Genomic DNA, 21,925 nt, shown 5'->3' with positions numbered 1-21,925 from the left:
CACCCATGCGTCTGCCGTATCTCATCGCCGTTACCCTGATTTTTGTGGTGTCTGCCGTACTGTCTCTGGTCGGTGCCGGGCTTGCGGTTACAAAGATTGAAGAGGCATCGGAATTGGCAGTTCGCCGGGCACTAAATCTGAATGGCCATGACTGGGCCGAAGTTCAGTCTGACGGGTTGCGGGTCGTGCTGACCGGCACCGCGCCGAACGAAGCAACGCGATTCAATGCACTTACGGCCGCGGGCACCGAAGTCGAAACCTCTCGGGTTATTGACGACATGGACGTGGCCCCAACCGCGAACTTGACCCCGCCCAAATTCTCGGCCGAGATTCTGCGCAATGACAGTGGCATTTCCGTTATCGGGTTGGTCCCCGCAAGCGAAGATCGCAAAGCGCTGATGGACAGCCTGCAGGATCTGGACCCGAGCACATCGGTTTCGGACCTGATGGAAAGTGCGGATTACCCAAAGCCAAAGGGATGGGATGAAGCCATCGCCTATGCTGTCGAATCGTTGTCAAAACTGCCGCGCGCCAAAATCTCTGCAAGTCCCGGACTAGTTCGAATTACGGCAATCGCCGACAGTCAGCAGGAAAAAGAGCAACTGGAGCAGGCTCTGACCCGCGCAGCGCCGCCTACGCTGCGTATCGGCCTTGCGATTTCGGCTCCGCGACCGGTGATTACGCCATTTACGCTGCGCTATCTGATTGACGATCAGGGCGGCCAGTTCGACGCCTGTTCCGCAGAGGATGAAGAGGCCCGGGACATCATTGTTGCCGCCGCGCAGAACGCGGGGCTGACTGGTCCCTATTCCTGCACAATCGGCTTGGGCGTGCCATCACCAAACTGGGCGAAAGCGGCCGAACTCAGCATCAGCGCGCTGGCCGAGATCGGGCAAGGAAGTGTGACACTGACGGATGCCGATATCACGCTGGTCGCCGCGCAGAACACAAGTCCTGTATTGTTCGACCGGGTTGTGGGCGAACTGGAAACCGCGCTGCCCGAGGTCTTTGCCCTGCACGCCGTCCTGCCCGAGCCGGAAACCGAGGCACAGTCAGGACCAGTCGAGTTTTCCGCGACACGCAGCCCTGAAGGCCTTGTACAACTGCGAGGCCGGGTAGGCGATGAAACCCTGCGCGATATGACCGACAGTTTCGCACGCGCTGCCTTTGGATCCGGGCAGGTACACACTGCTACCCGGATCGCACCGGACCTGCCGTCAGATTGGCCGGTCCGCGTTTTGGCCGGTCTCGAAGCCCTGTCATTTCTCCATCACGGCGCACTGACTGTTACACCAGACTCGGTGGAACTGTCCGGGGTCAGCCACGAGGAAGACACGAAGGCGCGGATTGCAGGCCAGCTGTCCGAAAAGCTGGGCGATGCGCAGGATTTCACGCTCTCGATCACCTACCAGAAGCCGCCTGAACCCGAAGACGCCCTGCCCGATCCCGAGATTTGTGAGGCACGGATCGCCGAAGTTCAATCGGGCAAAAAAATCGCGTTTGAGCCGGGTTCGGCGACGATTGCAGGAGACTCTCGCGATTCCGTCAATCAGATCGCGGACATTTTGCGCGAATGCGGACCTATCCGGCTGGAGATTCAGGGCCATACGGACAGTCAGGGGCGTGAAGAGATGAACCAGCAGCTTAGCCAGGCTCGGGCGCAATCCATCCTGAACGAGTTGCGTGGACGTCGCATTCCGACCTCCAGCTATACCGCCGTCGGTTATGGCGAGACACAACCCATTGCCGACAATGACACCGAAGAAGGCCGTGAGGAAAACCGCCGGATCGAATTTCGTCTGATCCGACCGGAGCCGGTATCTAACTCCGAAACCGGGTTGGAGGCGATGGAAGCGACATCAGGTAATTCGGATACCGCCACCTCAGACGCGGACGCAGAGGACCAGTAAGTTGAACAGAACAGAATTCGTCATCGCAACTGCCATTATCCTGTTCGCAGCCTTCTGCATGGGCTGGTTCGCCAACTGGCTGGCACATCGCCTGTCCCGTGTGCGCCAAAGCGACGTGGCCGATTTGGACCGGATGAGCCAGGAACTGCACGAGGCCGAAGAAACCCGCGATCAGGCAATCACCTATCTGCAACAACGCGAGGCGGAACTGACAAATCAACTGACGCAGGCCGAGGCCGAACTGGCCGCCGCCATGGAAGGCTTACGCGCCGCACGACAAGAGGCTGAAGAACTGCGCGGACGGATCAACAACGCGGATTAAACTGCGGTCTCACTTATCTTCAGAGTGACGAAGTCAATCGGCGTGTTTTAGCCGGTTGATTTCTGCCGTCTTCAACCCTTCAAACAAATTCAATACCATGAATTAGTGCAAATTTGCCTGCACAATTCAATGTCCACGATCCAGAAAATTGGAGTGTATAATGAATTTCCAAACAACTTTTAAGACCGCCTTAATCCTCAGCGTTTTTTCTGCAACCTCAGCTTTGGCTGGCAGTGACGTGATCCCATCGGAGAACGACACATTTTCGAACTGGGGCGATGAATCGGGCTGGACCATCTTTGTGGATGATAACCGCGGATCCTGCCTGATCGAACGTATGGATGAAAACCAGAACGTCGTGCAGATGGGTCTGACCAAGGACCATGAAATGGGGTATCTTGGCGTTTTCACAAAAAACGACATCGGGCTGAAAGGCAAAAAGGAAAAGATCTTCCTGTCGCTCGACGGCAACGTGTACGAGGCTGAGGCGCACAAGAAAACCAAGCATCTCGCCGAAGGCTATACGGGTGGGTACATTCTGGCGAACAACGCACAGTTTGTCGACGACGTCATGCATAAACACGAAATGACTGTGTTTCCGGAAAAAGAGTTTGCTTTCACCGTCAGCCTGGATGGCACTCTGAAGGCTATCAAAGCGGCACGACAGTGTAACACCGAACAGTCCAGCTAAGCTGAACCAACGAATCCGGTACCTGCCCAGCGGGTGCCGGTGCAAACCTACCAGCGGGTCAGAGCGTCCTCGTCCTCATCCTTTGCAGCGACCCACTCGGCGCCGGATTTGGTAATTTCTTTCTTCCAGAACGGCGCACGGGATTTGAGGTAATCCATCAAAAACTCCGCCGCCTCGAACGCGTTCTTGCGGTGCCGTGATGCCGTGGCGACCATCATGATCCGGTCACCAGGCGCCAGACGCCCGTACCGGTGGATGACCAGCACATCACCCAAAGACCAGCGATCCATGGCTTCTTGTGCGATCTTGGTCAGCGCCCGCTCGGTCATGCCCGGATAGTGTTCGATCTCCATTACATCCAAATCACCGGTGGCCAGATCGCGTACAACACCGGTAAAGGTGACGACCGCCCCGTTCACTGCGTCACCTGCGGCAAAGGCGTTCGCCTCGGTCCCCAGATCAAACGCCTCTTCCTGAACTGCGATCCGCATTGCGTCAGCCTCCGGTCATAGGCGGGAAAAACGCGACTTCCCGAACACCGGACAAGGGCGCGTCAAAATCCGAAAGCTCCTGATCCAGCGCAACGCGCAAAGCGGACAGATCAGAGAATGCAGCAGCATAGCGGTCTTCGCGCGCGCTCAGTTCCGCAACCAGATCAGATACTGTTGCGGCATTGGTCTCGACCTTTTCCTTGGGCAAACCAATCCGTTCGCGCACCCAGGCGAAATATAGCACATCCATCCCTTAGCTCTCCTTCAGGTGGGGCATGGCTTTACGTAAGTAGTCATAGCCAGTGATCAATGTCAGTGCCGCCGCAACCCAAAGCAGCCACAACCCGATCCGGCCCGACCAGAACATGGCCTCAAGGTTTCGGCGCACACCATTCAGGTCTTCGAGCTGCCCGGTCAGGACCTGATCAATTGTTGTGGAATCCATTCCAAAAGTGGCCATGACAAAGTAATGCTCGAAGATCCCCTGCGAGAATAAAACCGCAATGGCGATCATTTGTGCCGTGGTCTTCCACTTGGCCAGTTTCGTCACCTTCAGCGTTCCGGCAACATCGCCCAGATATTCACGCAGGCCCGAGACAAAAACTTCTCGGAACAGGATCACGGTCGCGGGCAACACCAACCATGGCGTCCAGTGTTCGGTCGAGTACCCCACTAGGATCATCAACGCGACCACGACCATTGCCTTGTCGGCGATCGGGTCCAGCATCGCCCCCATCTTGGTCTCCTGCTTCCATGCCCTGGCCAGGTAACCGTCAAACCAGTCGGTGATCGCTGCCGACAAGAACAGGATCAGCGCGAACCAATCGGCATACGGACGGGTGAAGTACAAAAACATTACCGCTAGACCGGGAGCGGCGAGCAGACGAAGGACCGTCAGGATGTTTGGCAAGTTCCATTTCATGGATCGGACAGTACATCGCTGCTTCGGGACAGAAAAGGCAGGGTGAAAAAAAACTGGACCAATCACAGGCGTTTGGCGCGGTTCAGGTCAAACCGTCGCAACCGGGAACTCTCATCAGGATACAACTTGGCGCGCGGCTGGATTGCAGTCAGATTGCCCGACGTACGAGCCAGGGGGTGCACGCGACAAGAATGACTGTAAATATTCAAACCGACCCGCGATCAAACCTGATCGGAAGCGCCTGGATGATCGCCGCAATGGCCGGGTTCGCGCTGGAAGATGCGTTGCTCAAGGCTGCATCGGTCGCTCTGCCGATCTGGCAAGTTCTGGTTCTCTTCGGGGCAGGTGGCGCGGCAGTCTTTGCTTGCGTGGCAGGCCTGCGCGGCACTCCACTACTGCAGCCCGACGTGCTGTCCCGTCCGATGAAAATCCGTGTGCTGTTCGAGGTATTGGGGCGATTGTTCTATGTACTGGCCATCGCGCTGACACCCTTATCTTCGGCCACGGTGATTCTGCAGGCCACACCGCTTGTCGTCGTCGCAGGGGCCGCGTTGTTTTTTGGCGAAACCGTCGGTTGGCGAAGATGGGGCGCAATCTTTGTGGGAATGATCGGTGTCATAGTCATCATTCAACCCACCGGAGACAGCTTTTCAATACTTTCGGTTCTCGCGGTGCTGGGGATGCTCGGCTTTGCCGGGCGCGATCTGGCCAGCCGAGCTGCCCCCGCCACTCTCGGAACCGAGGTGCTGGGGTTTTATGGTTTCCTCTCAATTGTCGTCGCCGGGTTCGCTTACCGGTTCTGGGAAGGCGCCCCGATGGCATCGCTGTCGGTCCACACGAGCCTTCACATGTCCGGCGCGGTTTTCCTTGGCACAATCGCTTATGCGTCACTTATGAAAGCCATGCGAACCGGCGAAGTTTCAGCCGTAACCCCATTTCGCTATTCCCGGCTGCTGTTTGGAATCGGTTTGGGCGTTTTCTTTTTTGGAGAGAGCCTGGATCAGACGATGTGGACCGGCAGCGCGCTGATTGTAGCCTCCGGGCTCTATATTCTTTGGCGCGGACGGCAAAGCTAACCTTTGTCGTGGAAGAAATCATAAACCTTCTGCGCCAGCCCGGCTGAGATCCCATCAACCGCTTTCAGGTCCGCCAAATTGGCCCGGCTAACCGCCTTGGCGCTGCCGAAATGGGCCAACAAGGCGCGTTTGCGGGCCGCACCTACACCGGGGATTTCGTCCAGAGGCGTCGCACCGACAGCTTTGGCCCGTTTGGCGCGGTGGGTACCGATAGCAAACCGGTGTGCCTCATCGCGAAGTCGCTGGATGAAATACAGAACGGGGTCGTTGCGCTTCAATGCAAAGGGGCGCAGACCGATCCGGTGGAACTCTTCCTTCCCATGATCACGATCCACGCCCTTGGCGACACCGACCATCGGGATGTCCTCGACCCCGTGCGCCTGCATGATTTCGTGCACGGCGCTTACCTGCCCGGCACCACCATCGATAAGCAACAGATCGGGCCATATTCCTTTGTCACGGTCCGGATCTTCCTTTTGCAGGCGCGTGAAGCGCCGGGTCAGGACCTCTTTCATCATGCCGAAGTCATCGCCAGGGGTCAGATCGTCGCCGCGGATGTTGAATTTACGGTAGGCGTTTTTCATGAACCCCTCAGGCCCGGCAACAATCATCCCCCCGACTGCATTGGTGCCCTGAATGTGCGAGTTGTCATAGACCTCGATACGATTGGGCGGATTGTCCAGTTCAAACGCTTCTGCCACCCCGCGCAACAGCTTGGCTTGCGTGGCGCTTTCTGACATGCGGCGGGCCAGAGACTCACGCGCATTGCGTAATGCGCCCGCGATCAATTCCTGCTTCTCTCCACGTTGTGGCACAAGGATTTCAACCTTTCGCCCGGCCTTTTCGGACAGCGCCTCCTGCATCAGATCGGCATTTTCGATTGCGTCTGACAGGATGAGCTGACGGGGCGGTTCCTTATTGTCGTAGAACTGGCCCAGAAACGCTTCCATGACCTCAGCCTCAGAGACATCTGGCCCTACGCGCGGATAGAAATCCTTGTTGCCCCAGTTCTGGTTGGCGCGGATGAAGAACACCTGCACACAGGCTTGACCGCTGTCCATGTACAGGCCGATCACGTCTGCCTCGGCCACGCCGCGCGGGTTGATGCCCTGAGATGTCTGTACCTGCGTCAGTGCCCGGATACGGTCGCGCAGACCGGCAGCGCGTTCGAATTCCATCGCTTCGGATGCGGCCATCATCTGTTCGGCCAACTCCTCCTGCACCTTGGTCGATCGGCCCGACAGGAACCGTTCTGCATCCTTGACGCTTTCGCGGTAATCAGCTTCCGAGATCAAACCGACGCATGGGCCTGAACACCGTTTGATTTGATAAAGCAGACAAGGCCGCGTTCGGCTATCGAACATGGAATCCGAACAATTGCGCAGCAGGAACGCCTTTTGCAGCTGGTTCAGCGTCCGGTTTACCGCACCCGCACTGGCGAACGGGCCGAAATAGGCGCCCTTTTCCTTTTTCGCCCCGCGGTGTTTTTTGATCTGCGGAAAGGCGTGATCCTTGGCGACCAGAATATTGGGAAAGCTTTTGTCATCCCGAAGCAGCACATTGTATTTCGGCTTCAGCTGCTTGATCAGGTTTTGCTCCAGCAGCAGTGCCTCGGTCTCGGTGCGTGTCGTCAGGAACATCATCGAGGCGGTCGCGGCGATCATCCTCTCGATCCGCCCGGAATGACCCGGCCGCGCATAATTCGACACCCGTGCCTTTAGGTTTCGCGCCTTACCCACATACAGAACCCGGCTATCGTGATCGAGCATCCGGTACACACCGGGTGAGCTGTCCAGCGTTTTCACGAAACGCTGAATGCATGCATAACCGGTAGGTTGGGTTTCCGAAGTCGATTCGCTGTGAGCAGTCATGTGCCTGAGATATGATTCTCTGACCATGGCTGCAATCTTGTGGGCTTCAGATCAAGAGAAAACAAATCCACGGTTTCTGTGGATAACTATGCAGATAAGTTTTGGGGCAATACGATTTTCCCTTGAATCATTGCCTATTCTTTGATTTGCACAAAAATTAGGCGCTACACTAAGGTATTGTTTTTTCATTGTATTTTTTTCATCGTGAAACAAGTGTATGAAAAACAAGACAATTTTGTAACGCGCCGGTAACAGGAATGAGAGCGGTGCAAAACTTGTGACGATTATGTCTATTCTACGCCCAGAACATCCGGCGTTTGCCAGCCCAAATGTTGACCACCGTCCACGCACAAGAGCTGACCGGTGACAGCGTGTGCATCCAGAAAATAGCCCAGCGCAGCTGTGATATCGGACGGATTCGCCCCGCGCTCTAGTACGGTGTTCTTGCGCTGCGCTTTGAAGTGGCTGTCGCTTTGGCGATGCCCCTGCAAGGTGGGACCCGGCCCAATTGCATTGACCCGGATGGCCGGTGTAAGCGCCTGAGCCGCAGTGCGGGTCAGCGTCCACAGCCCCATTTTTGCTATGGTGTAGGACATAAACTCGGGCGTGAGTTTGCGCACCCGCATGTCCACCATATTGACGATCAGACCGGTCGCGACCGGTTCACCTGCCTCGTCCATTTCTGCGGCAAGACCCTGATCCGCCATAGCCTGCGTCAGAACGAATGGCGCCCGCAGGTTGCTGTCGAGGTGCCGATCCCAGCTTTGGCGCGTGGCGGTATGAATATTGTCGTATTCGAAGATCGAGGCGTTGTTCACAAGACAGGTGATCGGCCCGCCCAGAGCCTCGGCCGCGCGGGGCAAAAGCGAGGCGACCTGCGTTTCATCCAGAAGATCTGCCTGCAGCGCGACCGACGCTCTGCCCAAAGCCTGAACCTCTGCTACAGTCTCAAGCGCCGAGGCTTCGGAAGCTGCGTAATGGACGGCCACGTCGTATCCGCGCCGGGCCAGATACAAGGCCATCGCGCGACCCAGGCGTCTGCCGGCGCCGGTTACCAAAGCTCGGGTCATTAAGCACCTCCCTCAGTCAATTCATGCCAGAAGGATAATGACGTAGGCAACGTATAACAGGGTCAAAATCATGCCCCAGATACGCGTAATGTCCTGTTTGAAGAAGACAAACGGGATCAGCAACAGCGACGCGCCCAACATGACCCACAGGTCGAACCTCAGGAATTCGGGATCGACGGGAATACGCCCAAACAGAGTGGCAATTCCGACGATGGCCAGCAGGTTGAACATGTTCGACCCGATCACGTTGCCCAGCGCAACGTCAGCTTGCCGGCGCAAAGCCGCCATAACCGTCGTCGCCAACTCGGGCAGCGAGGTACCAACGGCAATCAGTGTCAAACCGATCACCGTTTCGCTCACCCCGTAAGTGCGGGCAATGACCGTGGCGTTATCCACCAGAAGGTGCGCGCCCATAGGCAGACCGATCAGCCCAAGGATCAGGTAGATCGACACCTTCCAATACGGCATGTCAGGATCTGCTTCTTCCAGCGCCTCCAAATCATCGTCATCAGCACACGCCTCGCCGCATGCCTTGCGGTGGGCATGCGCTTCGCGGAAGGCATTAATCAGGATGAGAGCCAGTCCGGCCAGCAAGATCGCACCACTGAGCAGGTTGAACACGCCACAGAAAGCCAGCCCAATGAACAGCACCGAAGCCAACAGCATGAAGATATAGTTCTTACGGCTGTTGCACTCGCTGGTGTGCAGCGTTGCCAACAGGGCAGGCACACCAAGAACCAACAAAATGTTGGCGGTATTCGACCCCACAACATTGCCCAGCGCAATGCCCGGAGCGTTTTCCTTGATCGCGCTGATTGCGATCAGCAATTCAGGTGCCGAGGTGCCAAATGCCACGATGGTAAGGCTGACAATCAGGGCCGGGACGCCCAGTCGCAGGCTGAGATTCACCGCACCGCGCACCAGCGCATCGCCGGCCAGCAACAGGATCAGCAGCCCGAGACCGGAAAGCAGCCACGCCGTCATCCACGGCCTCCCTTTTCACATGGGCAGGGGCCTTTGCCGATCCGAAAACGTCCACATTTTGGACATTTGGCAGAGCTAAGTCGCTTTTGTCCCGGAAAGCGCAGCTTGCCGAACATTGCCAACACACCCATGGCAATCAGGAAAAGAGTGACGGCTTTGATGATCACTTTACAACCCGAAACGCGCAAATGCCGCGCGCTCCTCCAGCCCAGCGACTGCGTCCTGCGCCAGTGCGGCCCCAAAACGTGACCAGATTGGTTTGCGCAAACCATAGCGGCGGAACTTGACCTTGTCGCCGTACCGTTCCTGCATCTTGGGCTTCAGATGCGCGATGCCGTCAATCAGCCCCAGTTCTTTCGCGCGTCGCGCCAGCCAGACGTCGCCATTGAACAAATCAGCATCTGCGTCCAGCTTGCCGTCCCTTCGGGTTTTGACATGCGCAATGAAATTCTCGTGGATATCGCCTAGCAAAACCTGGAGGCGCGCGACGTCCTCTTTCTTTTCTGGCGCAAACGGATCGAGCATGGACTTCGACTGCCCGGCCGTGTGAACGCGTCTCTCTATGCCTTGCCGTGCCAGAAAGACATGCGCGCCAAATCCGGACGAAATCACACCGATCGAGCCCAGAACCGAGCTTTCATCAGCCCAAATCTCGTCGGCTGCAGCTGCCAGCCAATAGCCGCCGGATGCGGCCACGTCTTCGACAAAGGCAATGACGGGAATTTCCAGTTCCTCCGCCAGGCGCCGAATGCGCGACCCTATCAGAGAGCTTTGGACAGGTGAGCCGCCGGGCGAATTAACTTCTAGCGCTACGGCAACGGGTTTGCCTTTGCGAAAGGCTTTTTCCAGAACCGGGGCCAGCGACGTGTCGTTCATCGACGCGCGCCCGGCCATTCCGATGGCGCCGGACAAACGGACAATGGCCACAACGGGCTGCTTTTTCAGGAAAGGCAGGCGTAGTTTCATGGAAGCCGATGTAGAGGGCGCCACGACCGTTAACAAGGGACACGCGCGCCCATAAACACGACGTGAACCAATTTCCCACACCCGATGGGCAAAAATGCAACGCCTTAGCTGCGGATACGCCAACCGGTTTTGAAGATCCAACCGATGACCGCAAGGCATATTCCGGTGAATGCCAAGATCGCCAGAAGGCTCCAGAAAATCGGAACATCTGCGATGCCGTAAAACGACCAGCGGAAGCCCGAGATTAGATAAACCACCGGGTTAAACAAGGTGATTGTCTGCCAGAGTGGTGGCAGCATCGAGACGGAATAGAACGTGCCGCCCAGAAAAATCAGAGGTGTCACAACAAGTTGCGGTACCAGCGACATCTGCTCGAAATTGCTGGCCCAGATGCCGATGATAAATCCCAGCAGCGAAAAACTGAGACAGGACAGGATCAGAAATGCCGCCATGGCAAAGGGATGTTCAATCCGCAAATCGACAAAAAAGGTGGCGGTAACCAAAATGACAAGACCAACGAACAAAGCTTTGGTCGCTGCTGCCCCGACATAGCCGATCACAATTTCTATGAAATTGATCGGGGCTGACAACAGTTCATAGATGGTACCCAGAAACTTGGGGAAATAGATGCCGAAGGACGCGTTCGAAATCGACAACATCACCACCGACAACATGATCAGTCCTGGTACAATGAACGCACCATAGGATACGCCTTCGATCTCCTGGATGCGGCTGCCAATGGCGGTGCCAAACACCACGAAATAGAGCGAGGTCGAAAGAACCGGCGACAGAAAGCTCTGCCCCAGCGTACGGAAGAACCGCTGCATCTCGAACCGGTAGATGGCGGCAATGGCGGACCAGTTCATGCGGGTTCTCCCGACACCAGATTGACGAATATTTCTTCAAGGCTCGACTGCCGTGTCTGAACATCGCGCAGTACCAGCCCTGCCTGGGCGACATCGTTCAGCAGCGTTGTAATCCCGGTACGTTCAGCATTGGTGTCGTAAGTGTAGACCAGCACATCCCGGTCACCGTTCAGGGTCAGATTGTGGGCCTTCAGGCAATCGGGGATGGTTGAAACCGGTTCGGTCAGCATCACCTCGATCTGCTTCTTGCCCATCTGAGCCATCAGCGTGTCCTTGTCCTGCACCAGCAGCAACTCGCCCTTGTCGATTACGCCGACGCGGTCGGCGATGGCTTCAGCCTCTTCGATGTAATGCGTGGTCAGGATGATGGTGACGCCGCTGGCCTTCAACTCGGCAACCATGTCCCACATGTCCTTGCGCAGCTCTACATCCACCCCTGCAGTAGGTTCGTCCAGAAACAGCACCTGAGGCTCGTGCGCCAGCGCCTTGGCGATCAGCACGCGGCGCTTCATGCCCCCTGACAATTCCCTGATGGCATTCTTGCGCTTGTCCCACAGGGACAGTTTACGCAGGATTTCCTCGATCCGGGCGTTGTCCGTGCCGTGACCGAACAGACCACGCGAAAACCGAACCGTGTTCCAGACCTTTTCGAAAGGTTCCAGCGCAATTTCCTGTGGCACCAAGCCGATCATCTTGCGAGCAGCCCGAAAATCCGTCTGAATATCATGGCCACCCACTGTGACCGAACCCGCAGTCGGCGTAGTGATCCCGCAAACGGTAGAGATCAGGGTCGTCTTGCCCGCGCCATTGGGGCCGAGCAGCGCCAGTATCTCGCCCTGCTCGATATCCAACGACACGCCTTTAAGCGCCTCAAAGCCGCCCGCGTAGGACTTGCGCAGATCCTTTATGGACAAAATCGGTGTCATGCGTCTCCTCGGTTCTGGCGGGCACCCTATCGCGCCGAACCGCAGCAGAACAGGTCAAATTCGCACAGCGCTCTGCGCGTCTGTGCAGGGCCTAGTCGCGCCCTGTCAGACGCCCCAACCATCCCTTTTTAGCCTCTTCATCTTCAGGTTCGCCTTCGTCCGTCTCTTCAGGCGGCCCCTCCAGATGCTCTTGCAGATTGGTAAAGAACTGGTCGGCCATCTTCTTGGCGAACCCGTCAATCAGACGGCTGCCCAACTGTGCCAGCTTACCACCAACCTTGGCATCAACATCATACGTTAATGCCGTACCGCCCGTTTCGTCCGGCGCAAAAGTCACCGAGGCGCTGCCCTTGGCAAATCCGGCTGCGCCCCCCTTGCCTTCTCCGGTGATTGTCAGCTGCTCAGCCTCGACCATATCGGACATCGTCACGGTGCCTTTGAAGGTTGCTTTCACGGGCCCGACCTTTTGCACCACGGTCGCCACATACCCGTCTGCCGGGGTACCGGACACTTCCTGTGCCCCGGATATGCAAGCTTTCAGAACTTCGGGGTCCAGCAGAGCCGCGTAAACAGCGGCAGGCGCGGCCTGAATAGTCCTCGTGTCGCTCAAATGCATCGCAATAACCCCTCTTGCAGCCCGGTGGCAGATCACCACAGACGTAGCCCCTAACACTAGGCGCAGGCAACCAATTTGCGCGCGCACCTTCGAGCAATCTCTTGCAATCCGGCCGTTCTGACGAAACTCTGCCCTGCGGGAGGCCGGGCTATGCTAGACGGAATGCGGATTATCGAAATCGAAGGTTTGGGCCCCGGCCCTTTTGCGGCGATGCTATTGGCGGATCTGGGTGCAGACGTGATCACCATTCACCGCAAAGGCGGTGCTGTGACTCCGGGCATGCCGGAACAATCCCTGCTGGATCGTGGCAAACGATCAATCGCGCTGGACCTGAAGGACCCTCAGGATTTGAACACGGCTCTAAACCTGATTTCCACTGCGGACGCCCTCATCGAAGGATTCCGGCCTGGCGTAATGGAAAAACTCGGCCTTGGGCCGGAGACCTGCCATGGATTGAACCCAAAACTGGTCTATGGCCGGATGACGGGTTGGGGGCAGGACAGCCCACTTTCCGACACGGCCGGCCACGACCTGAACTACATCGCGCTGTCCGGAGCGTTGTGGTACGCCTCACCCCCTGGTCAAATCCCACAGACCCCTGCAACACTCGTCGGCGATATCGGCGGTGGTGCGTTGTATCTGGTGACGGGCATTCTGGCCGCACTGATCCATGCGCGGGCAACCGGCACAGGTACGGTCGTCGATGCGGCCATTTATGACGGCTCGGCCCATATGATGAACCTGCTCATGAGTCTGAGCCAAACCGGCAACCTTTCGGAAACCCGCGGCCAAAGCTTGCTGGACGGCCCACACTGGAGTCGTTGCTATTCTTGTGCGGATGGAGGGCATATCTCGGTGCAGTGCCTCGAGCCGAGGTTTTACGCTATATTCCTGGATCTGCTTGGACTGTCGGATGACCCGCAGTTTCAGCGCCAGTTTGACCGCCAGCTTTGGCCCGAGCTAATCAATCGCCTGACGCATCTGTTTGCCGAAAGACCCCGCGATCACTGGGCGGCTTTGTTTTCAGGTACCGATGCCTGCGTCGCCCCGGTCCTCAGCCCCGCACAGGCAAAAGACCACAGGATGAACAGGCGTCAGACCTGGCAAGAGGCCCACGGCACACTTCAGGCTGCCGGCGCACCCAGATTCTCCACTGCGTCCTGGCACCCCAAGCCCAGCCCAACACGAGGTGAACACACACAAGAGATTCTGAGCGAGCTCGCCCAGATTCCTTCTGCGGACTTAAATCCCAAGGCAAGTTGACCGGAGGTCGAGAGGGGTCGCCCCCTCCCGCAACCGTTACCGCGCACGCACGGTGTCGATCATCAGCTGCACATTTTCAGGATCGGCATCCGGTGTGATCCCGTGACCCAGATTGAAAATATGCGGGCCTTTCGAGAATGCCTCGACAATGTGCCGGGTATCATCCACCAACGCCTGCCCACCGGTTACCATATGCGAAGAGGCCAGATTGCCCTGGACACAGCCGTCGACCTGCACCTGCGCAGCAGCCCAATCAGGCGAAACCGAATTGTCCAATGCAACACAGTCTACGCCGGTGGCTTTGGCGAAACCGATATAGCCCTCGCCCGCTTCGCGCGGGAAACCGATCACAGGGATACCCGGATGCCGCGCCTTGATGGCCTGAGTGATCACTCGGCAGGGTTCTACAGCGTATTTCCGGAACGCTTCACCTTTCAACGACCCGGCCCAGCTGTCGAAAATCTTGACGACCTCGGCACCGGCATCGATCTGCGCCGAAAGGTATTCGATCGTGGCTGCGGTGATCCGCTCCAGCAAGGCCTCGAACAAAGCGTTGTTTTCTTCGCGCAGCGCGTGGGCCGGGCCCTGATCCGGCGTGCCGCGTCCTGCAATCATATAGGTCGCCACGGTCCACGGGGCACCGGCAAAACCGATCAGAGTGGTCTCGGATGGCAGTTCGCGCGACAGGATGCGCACGGTTTCATAGACGGGCGAGAGGGTCTCGTGAATGTCCTCAACCGGCTTCAAGGCATCAAAATTCGATTGCTGCGTAATGGTCGACAGGCGAGGTCCCTCGCCAGTGACAAACCACAGATCCGCGCCCAGCGCCTGCGGTACCAGCAAAATGTCCGCAAACAGAATCGCTGCGTCGAAGCCATAGCGCCGGATCGGCTGCAAAGTGACCTCAGCCGCCAATTCGGAATTATAGCAGAGCGACAGAAAGTCCCCGGCCTGTGCGCGGGTCGCGCGGTATTCCGGCAAATACCGTCCTGCCTGACGCATCATCCAGATTGGCGGAACGTCCTGAACCTCGCCCGCCAGCGCCCGCAGAATTTTCTTTGTCTCGGCCATTCCTGCCCCCGATCTTTAGATGTGGCGCAACGGGTCTTCCTTCGGCGTCAATTTGTCAAGCTCTGCCCCCATTGTCAGGGCAATGTGACGCGACTAAAGCTAGGGCCATGACTTTGACTCTGCCCTCTCCCGCATCGCCTCTCAGAATCGGCACACGTGGATCCCCACTGGCGCTGGCTCAGGCCTATGAAACCCGTCAACGGCTGAGCGACGCCTTCGACCTGCCCGAAGAGGCATTCGAGATCGTCGTGATCAAGACGACCGGCGACAATCGTGCCATGATCGACGCGGATCGTCCGCTGAAAGAGATCGGCAACAAAGGTCTGTTCACCAAAGAAATCGAAGAAGCCATGCTGGGCGGTGAGATCGACATCGCCGTACATTCGACTAAGGACATGCCGGTCGAACAACCAGAAGGGTTGGTGCTGGACACATTCCTGCCGCGCGAAGATGTGCGGGACGCGTTCATTTCACCTAGTCTGAGTTCGATCCACGACCTGCCGCAAGGCGCAGTAGTGGGCACGTCGTCTTTGCGTCGGCGCGCGCAATTGCTGAACCGTCGCCCTGACCTGAACGTGGTCGAGTTCCGGGGAAATGTGCAGACCCGATTGAAGAAGCTGGCCGATGGCGTTGCAGATTGCACTTTTCTCGCCATGGCCGGGCTACGCCGCCTGCAAAGAGATGACGTTCCGGCGACCGCGATTTCCCCAGACGACATGTTGCCCGCCATCGCGCAGGGCACAATCGGGATTGAGCGGCGCAGCGATGACAACCGCGCCGCTGCAATGCTCGAAGCTATTCACCATTCCGAAACGTCACATCGCCTTGCGGCCGAACGCAGCCTGCTGGCTGGTCTGGATGGATCTTGCGAAACCCCTATTGCCGGGCTGGCGGAGCTGCGGGACGGCCAGCTCTATCTGCGCGGAGAGGTTCTGCGACCGGACGGATCCGAAGCAATCAGCGAAACGGCTACAGGCGCGGTTGAGGACGCTGCCAAACTTGGGCGTTCCATGGCCGAAACATTGCTGAAACAGGCTGGGCCAGGATTTTTCGACTGGCGCGGATGACAGTTTTTTTCTGTAATGTGAACTACTTCACTGTCGGGCACCATGAGGCTGTGCAATAAGAGGTTATTCCGGAAGGATATCCGGTCAGTCTCGAATATCGAATGTTTTAGCCCGTTTTGTTTTAGATAGTTCTCGAGGGGGCGAGACTGATCCTAAATATCCAATCGAGGCGGGTCGCTGTCATATAGTCTGGCAGCGATCCGTTTCCTTTTTCGCATCAAAACAAACCCGCCACATTCATCGGATCACCGTATTTCGACCGTTGTTATGGCTGAAAATAACTTGGTCCGTTCGACTGTCCGACCGGAAATCAGCGGACCGACCAAGCAGCGCAAGATAGAATTTCTCAAGCCCCGGCTCCAGACCCACTGCCAGCGCGGTACATTCCGCACACGCCACTTCAATGACCGATCGCGGTTCACCGTCTCGGATGGCTGCGATCAGCTTTCCATGCGCGGCCAGTAGAGATCTGAAGTCGGCACTTTCAGCAAGCATCCGGTCCCCTACCAGAACATAAACGGGCTCTGGTTCACTCCGCCCTTTCAGGTCGACGAACCCTGCCTCCAACAACGCCAGTGTCGACCCAACCACCTGTTGGACTGACCGCGAAACCAGAATGTCATAGTCAACATGACGGCAATTCTGCTCGATTCGCGCTGCTACATTCACGACATCTCCGATCACCGTATAGTTGAACCGGCTGCGTGAACCAATGTTGCCGACACAGGCCGTTCCGGTGGCGCATCCCGTTGCCAAAGCGATCGGCGGACGTTGCCGCATCTGGTCCGAGGTATTAAATTTTGCCAATGCCTGCCGCATCAGCAGCGCCGCCCGGGCGGCGCGCCAGGGGTGATCGTCGACTGGCACCGGCGCATTCCAGAACGCCATGACCGCATCACCGATAAATTTGTCGATTGTGCCGCGCTCCAGCAGTATCTGATCTCCGATCTCGGAAAACAGCTCGTTCAGCAAGGCTACCAGATCCGTCGGCGATACTGATTCCGACAGTGGTGTGAACCCCCGGATGTCCGAGAACATCACCGTGATCTCCTGCGATTCGCCGCCCAGCTGAAGGCTGTGACCCGAGGCCTCCATCTCGTCCAGTATTTCTGGCGCGACATAATGCGAGAATTTCTGACGGATCACCCGCTTTTCCCGCTCGGTTGAGATGAACAGATATCCCGCCAGCAACCCGAAATTCGCCATACCCCCTATCAGCGGGAATGTGGCGTCGAACAGAACGGATTGGTTTTGAAACGCCAGCCAGCTGATAGCCATCACGACAGCAGCAGCAACTCCACCGGCAATGAAAGAAGCCACAGCCCCGAAACTGGACATGACCACTGTCACCACCACCCCTAGTATGACAAAGGCCAGCAGCTCTAGTGCGGCTGTCACGTCAGATCGGCTGAGCATATCGCCAAGAATGATTTGTTCGATGATCTGTGCATGAATCGAAACACCGGGCACAGTCTCGCCCAGCGCGGTTTCACGTATGTCGAACAGACCCGCCGCCGTTGTTCCGACGAGTATGATCCGTCCCTCTATTTCCGCCCGCAAAGCAGGATCTTCTCCGCGCCGCATAATGTCGTCGGCAGACAGATACAGGCCCGGATCGTCCCGCCTGTAGCGCACCCAGATTTCACCGTTCTCGGTCGTAGGCAGCAGAAAATCACCGATTGCCACCCCCAACATAATACCAGCTTCGTCCTGCGCACCTTCGGCAAAGATGACTGGCTCGTCCAAGGCAACACGCAAGGCCTCAACGCCCAGGCTCGGCAGCACGCCTCCGGGGCCGGACCACAGCACCGGCACGCGCCGCACCACGCCCATCCCACCGATCGGTGAGACGTTGACGCCACCAATTCCCGCCGAATCTTCCCCCAACGGAGGGGCCAGCGTGGTCCAATGTGAAACCCGAACCAACCCGGCCGCGGGCTGCTCGCCAATCTCAACGACCCCAACCTTCGGTGTTATCGCAGGCCCGCCAGCTGTCTGTCGCGCCGCCACCCCCAGAACAACTGGCCAGTGGGCAATTCTTTCCCCAAAAAGCACATCGTTGTCCAAATTCGCGGCATCCTCATGCACACGCAGCATGTCGGCCAGTGAGGGATCCTCCAACAATCGTGCAGGGGAATAGCGATCCGGCTCTGCAAACAGTAGGTCAAAGGCGATGGCTGCAGCGCCGTAGTCACCAAGCTTGTCGACCATTTGCCCTAACCGGCTGCGAGGCCACGGCCACTGACCCCAGGCGGTCAGACTTTGTTCGTCAATGTCGACGACGCGCACCGGCAAGTCCGGGTTAAATTCGCGTGGTGCAATTCTTTGGAGCACGTCGAAGTAGATCATCCGGGTCGTCTGCACGGGATATGGATCGCTGACGCGCACGAAGCAACCAAGCAAAATCAGACCGACTCCAACCAGGCGGAAAGCCAACCGTCTTGCAAACCGGTCTTTTGTCATGCCCGCCACATCAGCCTCCTTGGCGTCCGGGGAATGGAGAATGTTCAGATGGCGAGGTCTCTCTGCATTCCTGGACGTTCAGCAGTTCAATCCTCGCCGGTGTGTCTCGCGGCAACACGAACCCTTCCATCAGGCCCCTACGGCCTATTGCTTCATTCATAGGCTCGAGCGCCCATTCCATGACGCATCATTCTCGCTCGGTATCAGATTCTTCCGCACCGCGATCTCCGTCCTCGTCACCTTCAGGGTCCCGGACCTCGTCGTTTTCCGAGTCTTCTTCCGGCTCTCTCTCCGGCCTATCTTCGCCCTCTTCTTCCGGCTCTTCTTCGCGCTCTTCCTCCGGCTCTCTCTCTGGCTCTCTTTCCGGCTCTTCCTCGCGCTCTTCTTCTGGTTCCCGGCCCTCGACTGTTTCGCCCGTGGGCTGAGGGGCAGTGACTTCGGCGACTTGTGGCCTCGCAGCCCGCACTTGACGCCTCTCTGGTTGTTCAGGAGCGATTGTCGGAACAAATACTGCTCCGCGGGCACATCCTCCGGCATTCACCTGGAACTGAGGCAGAAGCTGCTGTTCTGACTGAATAAATGGGAATCCAGTCTCCAATGCCTTGGAATACTGCTGCTGGTCAGCCGGACGGCCGACACCTCCGCTGGCATTTGTCGCAAACATGCTGCATTGGCGTCGGCCCGAACGACACGAGCCACCTTGGCCGCACATGCGTACGGTACCTTCAAGCACCAGCAACGCACTTTGCTTGTCTGCGACAATCCACATATCAAAGATCGTGCCACGCACTGCCATCGTGGCAGTTGGTGTTTTGACGGAATACGCACGTTTTCTGCTACTGCCGGAAATGAACCGGAAACTCCCCCCCAGGGCCTGCACAGCAAAGCTCTTGGCCCTGCGTTTTCCGCGAAGCATCGTTACATCCAGGACCATGCGCGCATTCGGTCCGACGGCTATCTTGGTTTCATCTAAGAATACCAGTTGCACGACACCAGAACTGTTGGTGGAGATTGTGTCACCCGACACGATCTCCATCCCTTCCCGCACCCGCGTCGTTTTACCAGCACGGGTCAGTTCGGCGCCCTGCTTAACGCTGAGAACTTTACCAATTGTCGCTAAAGCCGTTTCAGGAAGGGCCAGAACGGCCCAAAAAATCAAAAAAACTCGTAACCAGGCCAAAACCAAGTTCCTTTCCCCCAAAGGATCCCAGAAGGGCGTCAACCGCCCTTTGCCCGACACTCATTGCCCCTCAAGACCTTTAACTATGGTCATTTAACTCATTAAATATGAACAAATATGCATGATTGAGCGCTCGCTTTGCAAGCACTCTGTTCTGCAAGCAAAGTTCGACGAGTAATGTCGTCACGCGTAACTGGGTCTGGCACAGGTATTCAAGCAGTGGTTTTCAGGCACCCAACGACTTCCGCGCCGGATGTAGTGTTTGCCTATGCACATTGGAGTGCAGAAAATTGCCACGATCCGGGAAAATCGTCTTGTAACTGGATAACAGGCAAGGATATACCGGCCAGCGGAGACGTGGCCGAGTGGTCGAAGGCGCTCCCCTGCTAAGGGAGTAGGCCCGGAAGGGTCTCGAGGGTTCGAATCCCTTCGTCTCCGCCATTTACACGCAAAATACCTATATAATACAGGCCTTTAGGCCTCACCACCCCTTGAAATCCTTGGTTTGTCTGCGCGAAATGTGGGGCAAAATGTGATTTGAGTATTAATCCCAGGATGATTTGAATGCATATGCTCAGGATTCATAGACAGTAGATGACAGTTGCTGCGAGAGCGATGGCTGAGAGGAAGACCGGGACATCGGTCGTCGCAGATCGCTACGCGCCTCCCTTCCTTGAGCCAGCCAAACATGATCTCGATGCGGTTTCGCCGCTTGCATCTGCGCTTGTCGTGTTTGATCGGTGACTTGCGCTGTTTTCGGCCGCGGGGATGCCGGCGTGTATCCCTTTGTCTTTCAACGCCTCCCGGAACCGGTCGGCGTCATAGCCGCGGCCAATGAGTAGCCAGTCCACGTCTGGGAGACTGCTTAGCAAAGCCCGAGTACCGATGTAATTGCTGACGTGCCTGGCGGTAATAAACAGGTTGAGCACGACGCCATTTGCCATTGTGCTTAAACCAATAGCGCACCATGGCACATCTATCGCAGATGGCATGCAGCTTGGTATTCATGTCGCGCTTGGTTCGCCCCCCCTCTCGTCCGCACCTTTCGGATGCGCCTGCCGGACTGTGGATCAGGCGGCCAGGCTGACCATAATTCGGACGAAGATACCTTTCTCGCTCCAACGCTTTCACCGGCTGTCGAGCGTCTTGTGCGGCCCATGGGTTTCCGCAGCGCTTCGCCAGCGCAACCCATTTCGATTGATGAAGATCGTTCCCCTCAACACACGTTTGTCATCAACCCGAGGCTTGCAAATGACTTTGGGAAAAAAGGGGCAAGCTTGGCCATCTGTTCGACGGTCAGCGAACAAAGATCGCTCGTGTCACCACTCCGTTTTCCAAGACGTGAATCACGCAGCGCGGCAAAAATCAATGCGTTCTAGCCCTAGGTTTTCCCGCCATCGTTGATTGCATCAACCATCCTTGGAGCCCTCAACGTCTGACAACAGCTTTTCCGAGATTGCCATTGTGTCGTCCAGATGATCCGCCACTGCTTTGCGCGCCGCAGCTGCATTACCCGATACGATTGCGTCACAGATGGTCTCCATATGCACGATTCCCGGTCGTTTCCGATCAGTTGAAGACAAGGTCATCATACGAAGGCGACTTATCCGGCCATTCAATCGCTGGACAATTTCCCAAGCGATATGGTGCCCGGCGCCATCGAATATCTCAGAGTAAAAATCAGCTGTTGCACGAAACAACACACCGGGCGTGGGATCAGCAAAGCCTTCTTTCAAGCGATTGAGTGCAGCATTTAGGGCGCGTGCACGCTCGGGCGTGATATTTTTTGCGCAGCTTTCGGCAGCGGCGGTCTCGAGCATGCGGCGAATGTCGTAAATCTGACGCGCGTCCTCGAGGCTGATGGTGGCCACAATCGGACCGCGGCCTGGCAGAATCTCAACCAGCCCCTCGGCCTCGAGATACCGTATGGTTTCGCGAATAACAGTTCGGCTAACACCAAGCTGATCGCAAAGCGGACGCTCCACAAGCCTTTGGCCTGGCTGAAAAACCCCTTCAATAATGGCGTCTCGCATACGCTCCTGCACCATGTCGCGCAGGGTTGCGGGCGGGTGTTCGATCTTTGTCAGTGTGGGCAAGCTCATGGGCAAAGAGCTAGCAGCTTTGGGTAGATGTTTTCAAGGTATGATTGCCATATTGTATTATGGTATAC

20 protein-coding genes, 1 tRNA gene and 1 pseudogene are annotated in these 21,925 nt (G+C 57.1%); 7 read left to right on the top strand and 15 right to left on the bottom strand.

Annotation, left to right across the window (positions count from 1 at the left end):
* Positions 1–5 precede the first annotated feature (5 nt).
* From AC2TDA_RS07665 to AC2TDA_RS07655, 3 genes are all read left to right on the top strand, one after another.
* Complete coding sequence (locus AC2TDA_RS07665) at positions 6–1,910, top strand: OmpA family protein (protein ID WP_480877551.1); 1,905 nt, start codon at positions 6–8, stop codon at positions 1,908–1,910.
* Between the two features lies 1 nt (position 1,911).
* The gene (locus AC2TDA_RS07660) at positions 1,912–2,232 is read left to right on the top strand and encodes a hypothetical protein (protein WP_480845194.1); all 321 of its coding nucleotides are present in this window, start codon (positions 1,912–1,914) and stop codon (positions 2,230–2,232) included.
* 160 nt (positions 2,233–2,392) lie between these two features.
* Entirely contained in the window at positions 2,393–2,923 is a 531-nt protein-coding gene (locus AC2TDA_RS07655) for a hypothetical protein (RefSeq protein WP_480877553.1), read from the top strand.
* A 47-nt stretch (positions 2,924–2,970) separates the two neighbouring features.
* Here AC2TDA_RS07655 and AC2TDA_RS07650 read toward each other — a convergent pair whose 3' ends face one another.
* The 3 genes from AC2TDA_RS07650 to pgsA are packed head-to-tail and all read right to left on the bottom strand — an operon-like array spanning position 2,971 to position 4,336.
* Complete coding sequence (locus tag AC2TDA_RS07650) at positions 2,971–3,414, bottom strand: molybdenum cofactor biosynthesis protein MoaE (RefSeq protein ID WP_480877555.1); 444 nt, start codon at positions 3,412–3,414, stop codon at positions 2,971–2,973.
* Between the two features lie 4 nt (positions 3,415–3,418).
* Entirely contained in the window at positions 3,419–3,664 is a 246-nt protein-coding gene (gene moaD, locus AC2TDA_RS07645) for a molybdopterin converting factor subunit 1 (protein WP_480845189.1), read from the bottom strand.
* Positions 3,665–3,667: 3 nt separating this feature from the next.
* Positions 3,668–4,336, bottom strand: coding sequence for a CDP-diacylglycerol--glycerol-3-phosphate 3-phosphatidyltransferase (gene pgsA / locus AC2TDA_RS07640; RefSeq protein WP_480845188.1), 669 nt, complete (start codon positions 4,334–4,336; stop codon positions 3,668–3,670).
* A gap of 191 nt (positions 4,337–4,527) precedes the next feature.
* Between pgsA and AC2TDA_RS07635 the strand changes: the two genes are divergently transcribed.
* Positions 4,528–5,412: a DMT family transporter gene (locus AC2TDA_RS07635; RefSeq protein ID WP_480877557.1), complete on the top strand. Its 885-nt coding sequence runs from the start codon at positions 4,528–4,530 to the stop codon at positions 5,410–5,412.
* Here AC2TDA_RS07635 and uvrC read toward each other — a convergent pair.
* The 7 genes from uvrC to AC2TDA_RS07600 form a co-directional block, all read right to left on the bottom strand.
* Positions 5,409–7,283: an excinuclease ABC subunit UvrC gene (gene uvrC, locus AC2TDA_RS07630; protein ID WP_480878099.1), complete on the bottom strand. Its 1,875-nt coding sequence runs from the start codon at positions 7,281–7,283 to the stop codon at positions 5,409–5,411. The genes AC2TDA_RS07635 and uvrC overlap by 4 nt on opposite strands.
* Positions 7,284–7,573: 290 nt before the next feature.
* On the bottom strand, positions 7,574–8,353 hold the full coding sequence (locus AC2TDA_RS07625) for an SDR family oxidoreductase (protein ID WP_480845185.1): 780 nt from the start codon (positions 8,351–8,353) through the stop codon (positions 7,574–7,576).
* 21 nt (positions 8,354–8,374) lie between these two features.
* Positions 8,375–9,337 (bottom strand): calcium/sodium antiporter, encoded by a 963-nt coding sequence (locus tag AC2TDA_RS07620; RefSeq protein ID WP_480845183.1) that lies wholly within the window; start codon positions 9,335–9,337, stop codon positions 8,375–8,377.
* Between the two features lie 168 nt (positions 9,338–9,505).
* Complete coding sequence (locus AC2TDA_RS07615) at positions 9,506–10,303, bottom strand: S49 family peptidase (protein ID WP_480877559.1); 798 nt, start codon at positions 10,301–10,303, stop codon at positions 9,506–9,508.
* A 104-nt stretch (positions 10,304–10,407) separates the two neighbouring features.
* Complete coding sequence (locus AC2TDA_RS07610) at positions 10,408–11,169, bottom strand: ABC transporter permease (protein ID WP_480877561.1); 762 nt, start codon at positions 11,167–11,169, stop codon at positions 10,408–10,410.
* Positions 11,166–12,095 (bottom strand): ABC transporter ATP-binding protein, encoded by a 930-nt coding sequence (locus AC2TDA_RS07605; protein WP_480845180.1) that lies wholly within the window; start codon positions 12,093–12,095, stop codon positions 11,166–11,168. The genes AC2TDA_RS07610 and AC2TDA_RS07605 overlap by 4 nt, the downstream gene beginning before the upstream one ends.
* Before the next feature lie 91 nt (positions 12,096–12,186).
* Positions 12,187–12,711 carry an SRPBCC family protein gene (locus tag AC2TDA_RS07600; RefSeq protein ID WP_480845179.1) on the bottom strand — a complete coding sequence of 175 codons (525 nt, stop codon included), beginning with the start codon at positions 12,709–12,711 and terminating at the stop codon, positions 12,187–12,189.
* Between the two features lie 150 nt (positions 12,712–12,861).
* On the opposite strand from AC2TDA_RS07600, the gene AC2TDA_RS07595 reads away from it, so the two are divergent.
* Positions 12,862–13,974 (top strand): CaiB/BaiF CoA transferase family protein, encoded by a 1,113-nt coding sequence (locus tag AC2TDA_RS07595; RefSeq protein ID WP_480877563.1) that lies wholly within the window; start codon positions 12,862–12,864, stop codon positions 13,972–13,974.
* A gap of 36 nt (positions 13,975–14,010) precedes the next feature.
* Here the strand turns inward: AC2TDA_RS07595 and hemE are convergent, their stop codons facing one another.
* Positions 14,011–15,045: a uroporphyrinogen decarboxylase gene (hemE, locus tag AC2TDA_RS07590; protein ID WP_480877565.1), complete on the bottom strand. Its 1,035-nt coding sequence runs from the start codon at positions 15,043–15,045 to the stop codon at positions 14,011–14,013.
* A 107-nt stretch (positions 15,046–15,152) separates the two neighbouring features.
* Here hemE and hemC point away from each other — a divergent pair, with 107 nt between their 5' ends.
* The gene (hemC, locus tag AC2TDA_RS07585; RefSeq protein WP_480877567.1) at positions 15,153–16,112 is read left to right on the top strand and encodes a hydroxymethylbilane synthase; all 960 of its coding nucleotides are present in this window, start codon (positions 15,153–15,155) and stop codon (positions 16,110–16,112) included.
* A gap of 237 nt (positions 16,113–16,349) precedes the next feature.
* Here hemC and AC2TDA_RS07580 read toward each other — a convergent pair whose 3' ends face one another.
* Complete coding sequence (locus tag AC2TDA_RS07580) at positions 16,350–18,575, bottom strand: CHASE2 domain-containing protein (RefSeq protein ID WP_480878101.1); 2,226 nt, start codon at positions 18,573–18,575, stop codon at positions 16,350–16,352.
* Positions 18,576–18,762: 187 nt separating this feature from the next.
* On the bottom strand, positions 18,763–19,734 hold the full coding sequence (locus AC2TDA_RS07575) for a FecR family protein (protein ID WP_480877569.1): 972 nt from the start codon (positions 19,732–19,734) through the stop codon (positions 18,763–18,765).
* A gap of 372 nt (positions 19,735–20,106) precedes the next feature.
* On the opposite strand from AC2TDA_RS07575, the gene AC2TDA_RS07570 reads away from it, so the two are divergent.
* Positions 20,107–20,196 (top strand) — tRNA-Ser (locus AC2TDA_RS07570).
* Positions 20,197–20,336: 140 nt separating this feature from the next.
* Here AC2TDA_RS07570 and AC2TDA_RS07565 read toward each other — a convergent pair.
* Both AC2TDA_RS07565 and AC2TDA_RS07560 read right to left on the bottom strand, forming a co-directional pair.
* A pseudogene (locus AC2TDA_RS07565) lies at positions 20,337–21,040 on the bottom strand (IS5 family transposase).
* A gap of 124 nt (positions 21,041–21,164) precedes the next feature.
* Positions 21,165–21,857, bottom strand: a complete 693-nt coding sequence (locus tag AC2TDA_RS07560; RefSeq protein ID WP_480877571.1) for a GntR family transcriptional regulator — start codon at positions 21,855–21,857, stop codon at positions 21,165–21,167.
* Positions 21,858–21,925 lie beyond the last annotated feature (68 nt).

Source organism: Ruegeria sp. HKCCD6426, assembly GCF_057221115.1.
The sequence above is the reverse complement of the archived record's forward strand: the minus strand, read 5'-3'. Positions and strand labels throughout refer to the sequence as shown.